Source organism: Streptomyces sp. MJM8645 (genome assembly GCF_001625365.1).
Lineage (GTDB): Bacteria > Actinomycetota > Actinomycetes > Streptomycetales > Streptomycetaceae > Kitasatospora.
Map to the genome: position 1 here is coordinate 2,425,142 of NZ_LJJF01000001.1, position 16,006 is coordinate 2,441,147.

13 protein-coding genes and 3 tRNA genes are annotated in these 16,006 nt (G+C 73.5%); 1 reads left to right on the top strand and 15 read right to left on the bottom strand.

Features of this window, described 5'->3' with window-relative positions; genetic code table 11:
- Nucleotides 1–89 precede the first annotated feature (89 nt).
- The 14 genes from A6F73_RS43955 to A6F73_RS41385 form a co-directional block, all read right to left on the bottom strand.
- The gene (locus A6F73_RS43955) at nt 90–1,142 is read right to left on the bottom strand and encodes a helix-hairpin-helix domain-containing protein (RefSeq protein ID WP_279634893.1); all 1,053 of its coding nucleotides are present in this window, start codon (nt 1,140–1,142) and stop codon (nt 90–92) included.
- Between the two features lie 152 nt (nt 1,143–1,294).
- On the bottom strand, nt 1,295–2,140 hold the full coding sequence (locus A6F73_RS10385) for a DegV family protein (protein WP_063347537.1): 846 nt from the start codon (nt 2,138–2,140) through the stop codon (nt 1,295–1,297).
- A 163-nt stretch (nt 2,141–2,303) separates the two neighbouring features.
- Nucleotides 2,304–3,116, bottom strand: coding sequence for a hypothetical protein (locus A6F73_RS10390; protein ID WP_063347538.1), 813 nt, complete (start codon nt 3,114–3,116; stop codon nt 2,304–2,306).
- Nucleotides 3,117–3,450: 334 nt separating this feature from the next.
- Nucleotides 3,451–6,333, bottom strand: coding sequence for a leucine--tRNA ligase (gene leuS, locus A6F73_RS10395; RefSeq protein ID WP_063347539.1), 2,883 nt, complete (start codon nt 6,331–6,333; stop codon nt 3,451–3,453).
- A 344-nt stretch (nt 6,334–6,677) separates the two neighbouring features.
- Nucleotides 6,678–7,979 (bottom strand): hypothetical protein, encoded by a 1,302-nt coding sequence (locus A6F73_RS10400; protein WP_063347540.1) that lies wholly within the window; start codon nt 7,977–7,979, stop codon nt 6,678–6,680.
- 97 nt (nt 7,980–8,076) lie between these two features.
- A tRNA-Ala gene (locus tag A6F73_RS10405) sits at nt 8,077–8,149 on the bottom strand.
- 305 nt (nt 8,150–8,454) lie between these two features.
- Nucleotides 8,455–8,527, bottom strand: a tRNA-Ala gene (locus tag A6F73_RS10410).
- A 43-nt stretch (nt 8,528–8,570) separates the two neighbouring features.
- A tRNA-Ala gene (locus A6F73_RS10415) sits at nt 8,571–8,643 on the bottom strand.
- A 237-nt stretch (nt 8,644–8,880) separates the two neighbouring features.
- On the bottom strand, nt 8,881–9,528 hold the full coding sequence (locus A6F73_RS10420) for a histidine phosphatase family protein (RefSeq protein ID WP_063351096.1): 648 nt from the start codon (nt 9,526–9,528) through the stop codon (nt 8,881–8,883).
- Nucleotides 9,525–9,983, bottom strand: a complete 459-nt coding sequence (gene rsfS / locus A6F73_RS10425) for a ribosome silencing factor (RefSeq protein ID WP_063347541.1) — start codon at nt 9,981–9,983, stop codon at nt 9,525–9,527. Before rsfS ends, A6F73_RS10420 begins: the two co-directional genes overlap by 4 nt.
- A 130-nt stretch (nt 9,984–10,113) precedes the next feature.
- Nucleotides 10,114–11,949: an LCP family protein gene (locus tag A6F73_RS43960; RefSeq protein ID WP_063347542.1), complete on the bottom strand. Its 1,836-nt coding sequence runs from the start codon at nt 11,947–11,949 to the stop codon at nt 10,114–10,116.
- 12 nt (nt 11,950–11,961) lie between these two features.
- Nucleotides 11,962–12,594: a nicotinate-nucleotide adenylyltransferase gene (nadD, locus tag A6F73_RS10435; RefSeq protein WP_063347543.1), complete on the bottom strand. Its 633-nt coding sequence runs from the start codon at nt 12,592–12,594 to the stop codon at nt 11,962–11,964.
- 124 nt (nt 12,595–12,718) lie between these two features.
- On the bottom strand, nt 12,719–12,874 hold the full coding sequence (locus A6F73_RS42175; RefSeq protein ID WP_167745857.1) for a hypothetical protein: 156 nt from the start codon (nt 12,872–12,874) through the stop codon (nt 12,719–12,721).
- 152 nt (nt 12,875–13,026) lie between these two features.
- Nucleotides 13,027–13,173: a hypothetical protein gene (locus tag A6F73_RS41385; RefSeq protein WP_159398425.1), complete on the bottom strand. Its 147-nt coding sequence runs from the start codon at nt 13,171–13,173 to the stop codon at nt 13,027–13,029.
- Nucleotides 13,174–13,421: 248 nt separating this feature from the next.
- On the opposite strand from A6F73_RS41385, the gene A6F73_RS10440 reads away from it, so the two are divergent.
- Nucleotides 13,422–14,516, top strand: a complete 1,095-nt coding sequence (locus A6F73_RS10440) for a M48 family metallopeptidase (protein WP_063347544.1) — start codon at nt 13,422–13,424, stop codon at nt 14,514–14,516.
- 67 nt (nt 14,517–14,583) lie between these two features.
- Here the strand turns inward: A6F73_RS10440 and A6F73_RS10445 are convergent, their stop codons facing one another.
- Nucleotides 14,584–15,990, bottom strand: a complete 1,407-nt coding sequence (locus A6F73_RS10445; protein WP_079135578.1) for a DUF2079 domain-containing protein — start codon at nt 15,988–15,990, stop codon at nt 14,584–14,586.
- Nucleotides 15,991–16,006 lie beyond the last annotated feature (16 nt).

Below are 16,006 nucleotides of genomic sequence, written 5' to 3' on the forward strand. Positions count from 1 at the left end.
GGCGACGGACGAACGACGACGACGACGAGCAACGACGGCCGACGACGGACGGACGGGAGAACAGGCGGGCAAGGGGACGGACGGGGAGGTCAGAGGGTCAGCAGCGGACGGAGTTCCGCGAACGTGCGCGCCCCGATGCCGCTGACCTGCCGGAGCTGGTCGAGCGTGCGGAACGAGCCGTGCGACGTGCGGTAGGCGAGGATGCGCTGGGCGAGGGTCGGGCCGACGCCGGGGAGGGTGTCCAGCTGTTCGAGGCCGGCGCGGTTGAGGCTGACGGGCGGTCTGGGCGTGCCGACCGCCGGCGGTCCGTTGCCGGCCCCGGCGCCCGGGGCGGAGGCCTGAGCCGGCTCGCCGACCAGGATCTGTTCACCGTCCGTCAGGACCCGGGCCAGGTTGAGGCTTCGGGTGTCCGTCTCCGGCAGCGGACCGCCCGCCGCCCGTAGAGCGTCGGCCACCCGCGAGCCGCCGGGCAGGGTGTGCAGGCCGGCGAGGTGAACCCGCCCGCCGATGTCGACCACGACGACCGCCCCGCCCCCGGGGCCGACGGGATCGGCCGCCGAGACCGCGGCCGGGCCCGGGCCCAAGGCCGGAGTCGACACGGACGCGGATGCCGCCCCCTCTGCCCCCTCCGCCCCCGGTGAGACCGGTGAGACCGGGGCGGACGCCAACGCCGGCACGGCCACCGCCTGCGGTCTGGCCAGCCAGAAGTGCTGCACGGCGTAGCCGACCGCGAACAGCAGCAGGACGGCCAACCCGGCCACCGCCCGCCGGTCGAGTGCCATCGCCGAGCCGAATCGAAGGCCCGACCCGGCCCCCGGCCCCGGCGGATCCGCGTCACCGCCCGCCCTGACCGGCTCCAACGGCACAGGTGGCACAGGCGGCGCAGGCCCCGCCGACGGAGGCCGCTCCCCCGCCCCGGCCGGAACCGCGCCCGAAGGCGGACCGGTCGACGCGAGCGCGCCCATCGCGGCACCGGAGCCCACCGGCCCGCCCGCCCCGGCACCGACCCCGGCACCGGCCTCTGCTCCCGCCCCATCGCCCACGACGGCGCCGCCGCCGGTCGGCAGCAGCGCCGCCATCCGCAGCCGGACGGTCTCGTTGATCTCGTGGCGCTTCGCCGCGCCCAGGCCCATGGTCGTCATGCCGAGGACGGTAGGAGTCCTCGGCAGAGTGCGCAGAAATTACCGAACCCCTGTGGATAACTCAGGGGTTGTGGACAAAACAGATCACTCACACGAGTGATCAGCGCCGCGAGGAGTTGACCAGAGCCCGCGACGCGGCACGCCCGGCCCGCTCAGCGCGGCGCGACGACCACCGCGAGCAGCCCCGGCCCGACGTGCGCGCCGATCACCGCCCCCACCTCGCCCACGTACAGCTCCCGCAGCCCCGGCACCCGGGCCCGCAGCCGCTCCGCGAGCGGCTCGGCCCGTTCCTCGGCCGCCAGGTGGTGCACGGTGATGTCGACCTCCCCGCCCCCCGAGCGCTCGACCGCGATCTCCTCCAAGCGCGCGATCGCCCGCGACGCGGTGCGCACCTTCTCCAGCGGTTCGATCCGCCCCCCGTCCAGGTGCAGCAGCGGCTTGACCGCCAGCGCCGACCCGAGCAGCGCCCGCGCCGCCCCGATCCGGCCACCCCTGCGCAGGTGTTCCAGGGTGTCGACGTAGAAGAACCCGCTGGTCACGGCCGCCCGCCGGGTGGCGGCCTCGGCCGCCTCCGCCAGGTCCCGCCCGGCCGCGATCGCCTCGGCCGCCGCCAGCACCGCGTATCCGAGGGCCATGCCGACCAGTCGGCTGTCCACCACCCGCACGGGTACCGGCGCCTCGGCGGCCGCCAGCCGGGCGGCCTCCACCGTGCCGGACAGCTCGCCGGAGATGTGCACCGAGACGATGCCCTTCGCCCCGGCCTCGGCGGCGGCCCGATAGGCGGCGGCGAAGGCCTCGGGGTTCGGTCGGGAGGTCGTCACCCGCTGCTTGTCGCGCAGCGCCTCGGCGACGTCCTTGGGGGAGATCTCGACGCCTTCACACAGGACCGCGTCACCGACCGCGACGCTCAGCGGGACCACCGTGATCCCGTACCGGTCGAGGGTCTCCTGCGGCAGGTAGGCCGTGGAGTCGGTGACAAGTGCGAGGTCAGAGGGCATGAGGCGGAGATTACTCCCCGTTCGTCCGGGAGGACAGCGCCCGGGTGCGAGCCCCGAAAGGCCCCGAGGGCGCCGCCGGAGCAAGCACGCAGCACCCGCCGAAGCACGGCCGCAGCACCCGGCGCGGGGTGCTCAGCTCAGGCTCGGCTCGGCTCGGCTCGGCTCAGCCTGCCGTGGGCCCCGCCGACGGCTTCCGCAGCCGCTGGGCCAGCTTGGCCAGCGGATCGACGAGTCCGAGGAGCTCCTCGGCGCTCGGACGGCTCTTCCCGTCCGTCAGCCCGGCCCGCACAGCACCCCCGGAGGCCGCCCCCGAGCCAGAACCCGAGCCCGCCCCCGAACCCGAGGACGCGGAGGACGCGGAGGAACCGGACGACGCGGAGGAAGCAGCGGAGCCGGAGGCGGACGCGGACGACGACTCCCCCGAGGTGTCCCAGTGCCGCAGCGCCCCCGCCTCGCTCTCGCACTCCTGGCTGAGCCGGCTCAGCTCGTCGTCCGCGAACCGGTGCATCCGGTCCTGCGCGGCCCAGCGCATGGTCTCCGCGGAGTGGGTGATCCGTTCGGCGCGCTCGCGCAGCTCCGGCAGCTTGGCCGCGATCCGCGCGGTGTCCGGCTCCCGCTCCAGCATCCGCAGTTCGCCGTCGAGTTCGGCGGCGTGTGCGTCGAGCCTGCCGAGCAGGGCGAGGGACTCGCCGAGCTGGCCGTCCTGGGGGAGGCCGCTCTCCAGCACCTGCCGGGTGCCGTCGAGCGAGGTGCGCAGGCCGAGCCGGACGGCGGCGATCTGGCCGGGCGGTCCGACCTTGGTGAAGGTCTTCGCCTTGAGGGTGGCGTTCTCCACGGCGCGCCGGGCGTTGGCCTCGTGCCGCCCGATCTTCGTGGCGACGGCCTTCGCCGCCTTGACCGTGCCGACCACGGCCAGGACGAACGCCGCGATCCCGAAGAGCAGGACCAGGCCGATCATCACGCCGAACGCGTCCATCGCGAGCCACCTTCCGCCACCGTTTCGGCCCCCACCGGACCCAACGCGGGCCGTACTGCCGAGGGTTCCACGGTAGCCGCCGGATCGGGCCCGGGGCGGACGGAACGGGCCCGGGCGGCGGAGATCAGGGACAGATCGGGGATCTCCCCGAGGGTTCGAGGGTCCTCCCAGGGCCCCGGGCACGAGCGAGGGCGGGCGTCCCGAAGGACACCCGCCCCAGCAGCCTCAGCCGGCCGACTACCAGCCGACCGACATCAGCCGCGCGACCTCAACCGCAGCCGGCCGACCTGAGCCTCAGCCTCAACTGACCGACCTCGACCTCAGCCTCTCAGCCTCAGCCCGTGACGATGTTCACCAGCTTCGGCGCCCGCGCGATCACCTTGCGCACCGGCGCCTCGCCGATCGCCGCGACGACGGCCGGGTCGGCCAGCGCCAGCGCCTCCAGCTCGGCGTCCGAGATCGTCGGCGCGACCTCCAGCCGGGCCTTCACCTTGCCCTTGAGCTGCACCACGCAGGTCACCGTCTCGTCCACCACGTACGCCGGGTCGGCGACCGGGTAGTCGGTGTGCGCCAGCGACTCGTCGTGGCCCAGCCGGCGCCACAGCTCCTCGGCAATGTGCGGGGCCAGCGGCGCGACGATCAGGACCAGCTGCTCGGCCACGGCGCGCGGCGTGGAGCCGCGCTTGACCAGGTAGTTGTTCAGCTCGATCGCCTTGGCGACGGCCGTGTTGAACCGCAGCCCGGCCATGTCGCCGCGGATGCCGTCGATCGCCTTGTGCAGGGCACGCAGCGTCGCCTCGTCCGGCTCCTCCTCGGTGACGACCAGGTCGCCGGTGGCCTCCGAGACGACGTTGCGCCACAGCCGCTGCAGGAAGCGGTACGAGCCGACGACGGCGCGGGTGTCCCAGGGGCGGGAGACGTCCAGCGGGCCCATGGACATCTCGTACAGGCGCAGCGTGTCGGCGCCGTACTCGTCGGCGATCTCGTCGGGGGCGACGGCGTTCTTCAGGGACTTGCCCATCTTGCCGGCCTCGCGCTTGACGGCCTCGCCCTGCCAGAAGTACTGGCCGTCGCGCTCCTCGACCTCGGCGGCGGGCACCGGGAAGCCGCGCTCGTCGCGGTAGACGTCGGCGGTGATCATGCCCTGGTTGAACAGCTTGTGGAACGGCTCGACGGACGAGACGTGGCCCAGGTCGTGCAGCACCTTGTGCCAGAAGCGCGCGTACAGCAGGTGCAGCACGGCGTGCTCGGCACCGCCGACGTACAGGTCGGCGCCGCCGGCCGGCTTGGTGGCCGTGGGGCCGAGCCAGTACTTCTCGTTGGCCGGGTCGACGACCGCCGAGGAGTTCGACGGGTCGACGTAGCGCAGCTCGTACCAGCACGAACCCGCCCAGTTGGGCATGGTGTTGGTCTCGCGCCGGTAGGTGCGGACGCCGTCGCCCAGGTCCAGTTCGACGTTGACCCAGGCCTCGTTGCGCGACAGCGGGGTCTTGGGCGAGGAGGTGGCGTCGTACGGGTCGTAGGTGTGCGGCGAGTAGTCCTCGACCTCGGGGACCTCGACCGGCAGCATCGACTCGGGCAGCGCGTGCATGACGCCGTCCTCGTCGTAGACGATCGGGAAGGGCTCGCCCCAGTACCGCTGGCGGCTGAACAGCCAGTCCCGCAGGCGGTAGTTGACGGTGCCCTCGCCGATGCCGCGCTCGGCCAGCCAGGCGGTGACGGCGGCCTTGGCGTCGACGACGCCCAGCCCGTCCAGCGTCAGCCCGTCCCGGGAGGAGTTGACGATGACGGAGTCGTAGGTGTCGAAGGCGTCGTCCCAGGCGGCCGGGTCCTCGCCGCGCCCGTCGGTGGGCTGGACGACGCAGCGCATCGGCAGCGCGAAGGCGCGGGCGAAGGCGAAGTCGCGGTGGTCGTGGGCGGGGACGGCCATGATGGCGCCGGTGCCGTAGCCCATCAGCACGTAGTCGGCGATGAACACCGGGACGGACGCGCCGCTGACCGGGTTCACGGCGTAGGCGCCGGTGAAGACGCCGGTCTTGACCTTGGCCTCGACCTGCCGCTCGACGTCCGACTTGGCGGCGGCGGTGGCGCGGTAGGCGGCGACGGCCTCGGCGGGGGTGGCGGCGCCGCCGGTCCACTCGGCGGGCACGTCCGCGGGCCAGGCGGCCGGGACGATCGAGTCGACCAGGCCGTGCTCGGGGGCCAGCACCATGTAGGTGGCGCCGAACAGGGTGTCGGGCCGGGTGGTGAAGACGGTGATCTTCTCACCGGAGTCGACGGCGAAGTCGACCCGGGCGCCCTCGGAGCGCCCGATCCAGTTGCGCTGCTGGAGCTTGATGGCCTCGGGCCAGTCCAGCAGGTCCAGGTCGGAGATCAGGCGGTCGGAGTACGCGGTGATGCGCATCATCCACTGGCGCAGGTTGGACTTGAACACCGGGAAGTTGCCGCGCTCGGAGCGGCCGTCCGCGGTGACCTCCTCGTTGGCCAGGACGGTGCCCAGGCCGGGGCACCAGTTGACCGGCACCTCCTTGGAGTACGCCAGCCGGTACTCGCCCAGCAGTTCGTCGCGCTCGGCGGCGGACAGGTCGGCCCACGGGCGCCCGTCCGGGGTCGGCTTCGCGCCGGACTCGAACCGAGCGATCAGCTCGGCGATCGGCCGGGCCCGGCCGGCCTGCTCGTCGTACCAGGAGTTGAAGATCTGCAGGAAGATCCACTGGGTCCAGCGGTAGTACTCCGGGTCGATCGTGGAGATCGAGCGGCGCGGGTCGTGGCCCAAGCCCAGCCGGCGCAGCTGCTGGCGCATGTTGGCGATGTTGGCCTCGGTGGAGACCCGCGGGTGGGTGCCGGTCTGCACCGCGTACTGCTCGGCGGGCAGGCCGAACGCGTCGTAGCCCAGCGTGTGCAGCACGTTGTGGCCGGTCATCCGCTGGTAGCGGGCGTAGACGTCGGTGGCGATGTAGCCCAGCGGGTGGCCGACGTGCAGGCCCGCGCCCGAGGGGTACGGGAACATGTCCATGATGAAGCTGTGCGGCTTCGCGGCGACGTCTCCGGCCGCCGGGTCGGCCAGCGCACCGACGGGGTTGGGGGCGTTGAAGGTGCCCTCCTTCTCCCAGAGGTCCTGCCAGCGGGACTCGATCTCCGCCGCCAGCGCGGCGCTGTACCGGAACGGCTCGGTCGCGGTCTCGGCCGTGCCGGACGCAGGGGTCGTCTCGCTCATGGTCCTTCAAGCTCCATCGATGTCAGTTGGCGAACCGCGGACACGGCCGGCCCGTGAACGGGGGCGGAAAACAAAAAATCCCCTCGCAGGAGGGGACGCCACGCCGACTCCGGCACCGCCCGAGGGCGTAACCGGTCCTGGTCAGCGCGGCCGGCTAAGGAGCAGGCGCACGGTTCGCATGGGCTCAGGGTACCGCAAGCAGATCAGCGCGCTCCCGGGTATCCACCGGGGCCCGACGGCCCCGGGCCCGCCCCCGCACGGACCTCACCGCCGACCCGGGAAGCCCCCCACCACACGCAGCCCCCGCCCCACCGACGCCGCCCCCGCCCCGCCACACACAGACCTCACCGCCCCGCCGACGCCGACCGCGTCGCCGCGTCGAAGTCGCGCAGCGCCCGCGCCAGCCGCTCGGACTGCATGCCCGCCGCGAGCGCCCGGGCGAGCGACGCGGTGCGGGCGGCCTCCCGCTGGTCGCCGAGGCGCCGGTGGGTCTCGGCGAGGCGGACCATCAGCAGCGCCTTGGACCGCCCGCGGCCGGCCCCCAGCCCGGCGACGGCCTCGGCGAGCAGCGCCTTGGCCATCCGGTGCTGGCCGAGTGCCAGCCGCCCCTCCCCCACCATCCCGGCGAGTTCGGCGCGGGCCGCCTCCGTGCCGGGCACGCCGTCGAGTTCGGCGAAGGCCCGGGCGGCGGCGGCCTCGGCCTGCTCGGCCTCGCCCCGGCGGCCGTGCGCGCGGGCGATCCGGCCGAGTTGCCGGGCCCGGCCGACGGGGCTCAGTACGGAGCCGTGCCGGACCAGGGCGGTGTTGAGCGCGGCGACGGCGTCCAGGCCGCGCCCTCCGGTGCCCTGGGTGGCGAGCACCACAAGGCCGCCAAGCACGGCGACGCCGAGCCGGACGTCGCCGCTGACGTGAGCGGCCCGCAGGGCGGCGACGAAGGCGCGCTGGGCGGCCGCGTCGTGGCCGAGGTCGTACGCGGCCCAGCCGGCCAGCCGGGCGAGCCGGCTGGCCGTGCCGTACAGCTCGCGGCCGACCCGTTCGTCGTAGGCGCCGAGTTCCAGCAGCTTGGCCAGCATGGCGAGTTCGGCCCGGGTGGGGCCGAGGACGAGTCCGCCGCCGCAGGAGCGTTCGAGCCGCTGCTTGCTGCGGTAGGACAGGCCGAGGTCGCCGACGAGGCCGGGGTCGATGCGCAGCGCCCCTTCGCCGCCCCCGACGGGCGGGGGCGGGGAGGCGAGCCGTTCGGCGGCCTGGTCGAGGTCGGCGCCGCGGAAGAGGTCGGTGAGTCGGACGGGCCCGGCGTCGGTGGCGGCCTCGCGCAGCGCGGTCTGGGCGGTGTCGGCGGTCCACGGGTCGGTGAGCAGCCGGGGCGAGAGGATCTTGGCGCCGCGGTGGCCGCCCATCCGGCCCCAGAGCTGTTCGTAGGTGACGGCGATGCCGAGGGTGCGGCTGAGCACTTCGCAGACGGTCTGGTCGTGCGGGCTGCGCGGCACCATGCCGCGGTCGCGCCACTTGTAGGGGGCGGTGGAACTGATGGCCAGGCCTGGCGGCAGGGCGAGGCTCACCTCGCGGGCGAGCCGTTCCGGACTCCAGCCGAGCTGGTGCAGTATCCGGGCCAGTTCCTCGTTCCGCCTTCGCTCCAGATCGGCCATGGAACGACGGTAGCGGTCTTTCCGGCCCTTCCGCCGGTGGCATGCGCAGAACGCCGAAGGGCCGCCTCCCATTTCGGGAGGCGGCCCTCGACTACTGTGGAGCTACGGGGAATTGAACCCCGGACCTCTTGCATGCCATGCAAGCGCTCTACCAACTGAGCTACAGCCCCTTGACCTGCGATGTCACCGGAGGCTTTCGACCGTTTCCGTCCGGTTTCCCTCGGCGACATCGACTACTTTACACGGTCCCGGGGGTGCTCCACGAATCCGTTCCCGGGGGCCCGCGTTCCCGCTCCCTCAGGCCCCGGCTCCACCTCCCCGGAGCCCGCGCCCCCACCCCGAGACCCGCGCTCCCGCCCCCGGGGCCCGCGCCCCACCCCGGAGGCGCCCCGGCGACGGGAACTGGCAGACCCACAAAGGCGGCCCGGCAACGCGAGAGGCCGCCACCCGATGGGTGACGGCCTCTCAACTACTGTGGAGCTACGGGGAATTGAACCCCGGACCTCTTGCATGCCATGCAAGCGCTCTACCAACTGAGCTACAGCCCCGCGACACGGGCGCTCCTGATCGAACAGGATCGCTGGTGCGGAGTGGAGCTATGGGGAATTGAACCCCAGACCTCTTGCATGCCATGCAAGCGCTCTACCAACTGAGCTATAGCCCCGCAGTCGTCGGATCTCCCGCTTCCCTTCCGGGCCGCGTTCCTTCCCTGCGAACGAGGAAAACTCTAGCTGGTCAGGCCCGGAACTGCGAAATCCGCCCCTGCGAAGCCCCTGCACGCCCCTGGCGAGCCCCGGCAAGCCCCTGCATGCCCGCAACCCCGCCCGCACCCCACCCCACCCCGCGACGCGCCCGTCGCTCAGGCGTCATCGCTCAGGCGTCATCGCTCAGGCGTCATCGCTCAGGTGTCGTCGCCGATGACCGGCTGCGGGAGCGTGCCCGCGTTGTGCTCCAGCAGGCGCCAGCCGCGCGCCCCCTGTCCGAGCACCGACCAGCAGCAGTTGGACAGCCCGCCGAAGCACTCCCACTGGACCGGGTCCAGGTCCAGCAGCCGCCCGAGCATGGTGCGGATGGTGCCGCCGTGGCTGACCACCACCAGCGTCCCGTCCTCCGGCAGCTTGTCGACGGCCTCCAGCACGACCGGCACCGAGCGGTCGGCGACCTCGGTGGCCAGTTCGCCGCCGCCGCGCCGCACCGGCTCGCCGGCCGCCCAGGCCGCGTACTCCTCCGGGAAGCGGTCGCGGATTTCGGCGTTGGTCAGGCCCTGCCAGGAGCCCGCGTAGGTCTCCCGCAGGCCCTCGTGGTGCTGCACGTCGAGGCCGGTGACCTCGGCCAGTTCCTCGGCCGTGCGCTTGGCCCGGGTGAGGTCGGAGGAGATCAGCAGGTCGGGGCGCAGGCCGGAGAGCAGCCGGGCCGCCCGCTGGGCCTGGAGGACGCCCTGGTCGGTCAGTTCGATGTCCGTGGTGCCCTGGAAGCGGGACTCCAGGTTCCACGAGGTCTGGCCGTGGCGCCAGAAGACGACGCGCGGCCCCCGCCCGTCCCGGCTCAGTGCAGGTCCTCGGGCTTGCCGAAGTCGTCGGCCGGGGCGACGACGTTGCCGGCCTCGTCGGTGTGGGCGTCGGGCCGGTTGCGCGTGGCCAGGGCGTCCTCGGGCAGCGGCAGCTCGGGGCAGTCCTTCCAGAGGCGGTCCAGCGAGTAGAAGGAGCGCTCCTCGGAGTGCTGGACGTGCACGACGATGTCCAGGTAGTCGAGCAGGATCCAGCGGCCGTCGCGCTCGCCCTCGCGGCGCACCGGCTTGATGTCCAGCTGCTCGCGCAGCTGGTCCTCGATCTCCTCGGCGATCGACCGGACCTGGCGGTCGTTGTTGGCGGAGGCGATCAGGAAGGCGTCGGTGATCGACAGCACCTCGCTGACGTCGAAGGCGATGATGTTGTGCGCGAGCTTGTCGGCCGCCGCCTGCGCGGCGACGGTGATGAGCTGCTGGCTGTGGTCGGTGACGGTCACGGTGTTCTTCCGGCTCGGCGGCTTGGGGGGCGACCCCTGGCTCCTGGCCGGGGGTCGCCTTCCAGGATCTCACGCCGCCCGGGCGGCCCCGGAACGCTTTTCCGGGGCCGCCCGGGCCGGAGGCCGCGGCCTACTGGCTCTTCGGCGGCTGGTAGTCCTTGCCGAGCACGACCACCAGGTCCGCGTTCTGGGCGTCGCCGACCTTCTTCACCGCCGTGTCCGGCAGTCCGAGGCTGATCGCCAGCGACTTCGCCGCGGCCTGCCGGGCGTCGTCGGTGTAGCGGATCTCACTGGCGGCCTGCGCGGCGGTCTTGGAGCCGGGCAGGAAGGTCAGGCCGGAGTTCACGATCTGGACCTGTGCGGCGGCCGCCGCCTGGTCGTTGCCGGTGGCGTCCTGGAGCGAGACCCGGGCGGGGGCGTCGGCGGAGGCCGCGGACTTCACGGTGCCGCCGAGCACGTCCTTGACCTGCTTGCCGGCGGTGGCCTCGTCCAGGCCGCCGTCCGGTTTGACGGTCAGCGCGGTGGTGCCGAGGTGGCCGTCCTTCGCCTGCTGGGCGAGCTGGGCGAGCACCCCGGCGAGGGCGTCCTCGGGCAGCGAGGGGTCGAGCACCGCGTTCATCCGGTGCACGTCGTCCTTGGCGTCCTTGAACTCGGTGGGCATGGTGCGCACCACCGCGTCCATCACCTGTCCGAACCGGGCCAGTTGGGCGTCCCGGTTCTCGCCGGACGCCTGGAGGGTGGCGTACGCGACCGCGGCCTTCCCGTTCAGCAGGGTGTTCTTGCCGGCCGCGGACAGCAGCTTGCCGTCCGGCTTGCCGCCCTCGTGGGTCTCGGCGTTGGTGTCCACCCGGACGCCGCCGAGCTGGGAGACCAGCATCTCCAGGTAGGGGGTGTCCAGCCGCCAGGTGCCCGCGACCGGGGCGCCGAGCACGGTGGACAGGCCGTCGCGGGTAGCGGAGGCGCCGATGCTGTCCATGGCCTGGCCGACGGTGGTGACCGGCGGGTCGCCGGGGCCGGGCAGCCGCAGGGTGTCGGGCAGCAGCAGCACGGTGCCCTTCTTCCCGGTGGAGTCGTTGACCAGCAGCGCGCTGGAGACCTTGCCCTGGAGGTCGCGCAGGTGGACCACGCTGACCTGGCGCGGACCGGCCGCGCTCGCCGCGGTCTGCTTGTCGCCGGTGAACCAGAGGTAGCCGCCGGTGCCGGCCGCCGCGAGCGCCACCACCACGCCGAGGCCGATCAGCCGGTTGCGCAGCCGGCGGCGGCGCTCGGCGCGCACCTCGCTGCGGGACTCGGCGAACTTCAGCCAGTCGATGACGTCCTCGGACTCCTCCCCCTCCTCGTCGACGAAGGTGAACTCGTCCGTGGGGTAGTCGTCCTTGGCGGCCTTGCCTCCAGGCTTGCCGCCGGCCTTGCCGGCCCGGGCCCCGCCGACCAGTTCGGACGGCGGCTCGGGCTTGGCGCCCGCGGCCTCGGCGGCGGGCCGGGGCACGCGCGGGCGCGACGGCGCGGGGGCGACGGGGGCAGGCGCGACGACGGCCTCGGGCTCGACCGCCGCCGGGTAGGCCTGCTGCTGGTAGCCGCCCCCGGCCTCCGGCCCGGGCGACCCCCATGCGCCGTACGCCGGGTCCTGGTAGCCGTAGCCCCCCTGCTGCTGGTACGCCTGCGCGGGCTGCCCAGGCTGCACGGGCTGCCCGTACTGGTCGTACTGCTGCTGGCCGTACTGCTGCTGCGGGGGCTGCTGGTACGCCTGGTACGGCTGCTGCTCCTGGTAGCCGCCGTACGGGTCCCCCGTGTACACCGGCTGCCCGTACTGGTCGTACTGCTGCTGGTCGTACTGCTGCTGCTCCGGGACCTGTTCGGGCTGCTGCTGGTAGCCCCCCTGGTACTGCTGGTACTGCCCGGTCGACCAGTCCTCCGGCTGCTGCTGGTGCTGGTGCTGCCGGCCTCCGCCGCTTCGCTCGGTCACGCCCGCTCCTGGTCAGGTCCGGTGCGGCGCGTAGAGCGCCCGCTTGTCGATGTAGCGGACCACGCCGTCCGGGACGAGGTACCAGACCGGTTCGCCCTTGGCGACCCGGTTGCGGCAGTCCGTGGAGGAGATGGCCAGCGCGGGGACCTCGACCAGGGAGACCCCGCCCACCGGGAGTCCGGCGTCCGACAGGGTGTGTCCCGGGCGGGTGCACCCGATGAAGTGCGCGAGCGAGAAGAGCTCGTCGGAGTCGCGCCAGGACAGGATCTGGGCGAGCGCGTCGGCGCCGGTGATGAAGAAGAGGTCGGCGTCCGGGTGCTGGGAGTGCAGGTCGCGCAGGGTGTCGACGGTGTACGTCGGGCCCTCGCGGTCGATGTCGATCCGGCTGACCGAGAACTGCGGGTTCTCGGCGGTGGCGATGACCGTCATCAGGTAGCGGTCCTCGGCCGGGGTGACGTGGCGGTCGCTCTTCTGCCACGGCTGCCCGGTCGGCACGAAGATCACCTCGTCCAGGTGGAACGCGCTCGCCACCTCGCTGGCGGCGACCAGGTGGCCGTGGTGGATCGGGTCGAAGGTGCCGCCCATCACCCCGAGGCGCTTCTTCACCGGTTCCGGTCCGCCGGGATTCCCGGCCTGCTCTCCCATGCCGCCACACCTTACGCGACGCCCGTTACGGTGCGGGAACGCCCGGGTGGGGGTTGTCCGAAGACGCGTGAGGGAGCGGCCGGCCGGTACGCCGGACGCTCCCCGAGCGGCCCCGGGAGGCGGCTCAGCGGTCCCGGTTGAAGCGGGTGGTCACGAAGAGCAGGAGCGCCAGGATGAACAGTGCGGCGCCACCCGTCAGGTACGGGTTCAGGCTCTCGTGGTTGCCCCCCTCGCTCTCGGCGAGCAGGTTCAGGACGGGGAGTGCGGCGGCAGTGTTCATGGTCGGCGGGACCTTCTCGGCTCGGGTGAACGGACCAGGGGTTCTTCCGGGCCGGTGAAGGCCCACCTGTCATCGTACGGGGGCTTACCCGGCAACCGCTCGGCGGCCCACCGCCGCTGACCGGGCGTGAGCCCGAACCGGGGCGGCGGTGCTCAGTTGCCGCGGAAGGCCCGCGCCATGATCCAGACCAGCAGGCCGACGCCGACGAACGACGCCACCACGATGATCCGCAGGAACAGGCCCGGGCCGGCCTCGTTGGAGATGGGTGCGGCCAGGCTGACAAGCGCGTCGGTGGACATCTGCGGGGCTCCTCGAACTGCTCGGTACCGCGGCCGGATCCGGTCTCGGTTCTCCAGGACATTCAGGGTAGACCGGCCTCACACCCGCGCCGCCCACCGGCCCCTGCGGCGTGGCCCGGCCCGCGCACAGGCCGGCCGCGGGGACGAGTACGCAACCGCGGACGTTGCAAGGACAGTCGTTGCAGGCGTAGACCAGCGGGGGCCGGCCGCCGAGCCGGGGCCGCCGTCGACCAGGAGGTACTCAGACCATGACCGACCCGACCGCGAAGACCCCGAGCCGGCGCCGCCAGCGCTTCCCCGACATCTCCACCCGCGCCTGGGAGCACCCCGCGGACCGTTCCGCCCTAGTCGCCCTGCGCAAGCTCACCGGCTTCGACGACGTCCTGCGGAAGCTCGCCGGGCTGGTGTCCGAGCGCTCGATCCGGCTGATGTTCCTGGCCACCGCCGTGAAGACCTCCGAGCGCCAGTTCCCCGAGCTGTACGACATGGTGCGCGACGCCGCCTACGTGCTCGACCTGGAGCAGGTCCCGGACCTGTACGTCACCCAGGACCCGACGGTCAACGCGTACTGCATCGGCATCGACACCCCGATCATCGTGATCACCAGCGGCCTGATCGAGCTGCTCGACGAGGAGGAGCTGCGCTCGGTCATCGGCCACGAGGTCGGCCACGCGATGTCCGGCCACGCGGTCTACCGGACGATGCTGATGATCCTCACCAACATCGCCACCCGGGTCGCCTGGGTGCCGCTCGGCAACCTGGCGATCATGGCGATCGTCACCGCGCTCAAGGAGTGGTTCCGCAAGGCGGAGCTGTCCAGCGACCGGGCCGGCCTGCTCGCCGGGCAGGACGTCCAGGCGTCCATGCGCGCCCTGATGAAACTGGCCGGCGGGCACAACCTGGCCGAACTGAACGTCGACGCCTTCCTGGAGCAGGCCGAGGAGTACGACAAGGCCGGCGACCTGCGCGACGGCGTGCTCAAGCTGCTGCAGTTGCTGCCGCAGAGCCACCCGTTCGCGGTGGTGCGGGTCGCCCAGCTGAAGAAGTGGGCGGAGAGCGACGAGTACCGCTCGATCCTGGCCGGCGCCTACCCGCGCCGCACGGACGACCCGGACACCTCGGTCGGCGAGCAGTGGAAGGCCGCCGCCGACCACTACACGACCTCGGTGAAGGAGAGCAAGGACCCGCTGATGGGCCTGATCCGCGACGTGGCCGGCGGCGCCGCGACCGTCGGCGGCAAGCTCCGCGACACCTTCGCCGACACGTTCACCGGCGGCTCCCGCGGCGGTTCCGCCACCCGCGAGGACGGCCGCACCGACCGGGGCGAGCGCACCGACGGCTGACCCGCCGCACCCGCGCCGACGGCCGGTGCACCCCGCCCGGGGTCACCGGCCGTCGGCCTGCCGGGGCCTACCCCGGCTGCCAGTGGTACACCGCCACCCCGGCCCCGTCCGCCACCCGCCGGTACCCGCCGCCGTCGACCAGCCCGGCCAGGAACCGCCGCTGCTCCGCCACCGGCACCGGGAAGCCGTCCGGCTCCTCCAGCACCGCCACCCACTCCGCCACCGGGCGCCCCCAGCCACCCGGCCCGCCCGCACCGCCCGGCCCGCCCGGCGGCGTCAGGTACGGGAACAGCGACACCGTGCAGCGCCCGGTCAGCTGCGGCGCCAGACGGTTGGCGGCGGCCACCCGGGCGCCGTCCGGGACGACCGCCAGCACCCGGCGCACCTGCGCCGCCCGCCCGTCGCCCCGCCAGGCGTCCCCCGCCAGCACGCCCGCCACCGGGCCGGTCGCGGTCAGCGCCACCGTGACGGCGAGCATCCCCGCCGCCACCGGCAGCCCCCGGCCCAGCCGGGACAGCCGGGACAGCCGGGGCAACAGCAGGCCCGCCCCGTGCAGCCCCGCCGTGCACAGCAGCGGCACCAGCACCGCGTCGTAGTGCTGCCCGGTGCGCCAGAACGCCGGATTGTCCACCCAGAACCGGGCCGCCAGCAGCACGCCCGCCAGCAACACCAGCGGCGAGCGCAGCGCCAGCAGCAGCGTCGGCGCCAGCAGCAGCAGGACGGTCAGCGCCTTGACCGCCGGGAACAGCAGCCGGACCAGCGGGTTCCCGCCGCCGTACTCCCCCATGTGCCCGTACGTGTACTCGCCGCCCGGGTTGAGCGCCGGGATCACCACCAGGGTGACCAGCAGCCCGGCCGCCACCGCCGCCAGCACGGTGACCGCCCCCAGCCGGCGCCGCCCGCGCCACCACACGTAGCCGCCGACCGCCGCGACCAGCAGCGCCTGGTCCTCCTTGACCAGCAGCAGCGGCAGCGCCCACGCCACCGCCGGGCCGTACCGCTCCCGGGCCAGCGCCACCACCGCGGCCGCCGCGAGCGGCACCGCGAAGGCCACCTCGTGGAAGTCGAACGCCACCGCGCTCTGCAACCCCGCCGACAGCCCGTACGCGACCCCGGCGACCGCCCCGCCCGCCGGCCCCAGCACCCGCACCGCGTACCCCGTCACCGGCACCGCGGACAGCGCCACCAGCACCGCCTGCGCCACCAGCAGCGTGCCCGCCCCCGGCCAGAGCCGGTAGAACGGCGCCAACACCGCCAGCACCGGGCTGAAGTGGTCGCCCAGGAGGTTGAAGCCCGTGCCCTTCAGCGCGACCACCGGTGCTTCGAGCCGGGCGTAGGCGCGCACCGCCTCCTCGAAGATGCCCAGGTCGAAACCCGCACTCTCCAACCGGCCGTGTCTGGTGAGCGAGACGGCCGCGTACAGCGGGGCGAGCAGGGCGGCCACCGACCACGGCAGCACACGTCGGAAATCCATGACCCGGACGCTAGGA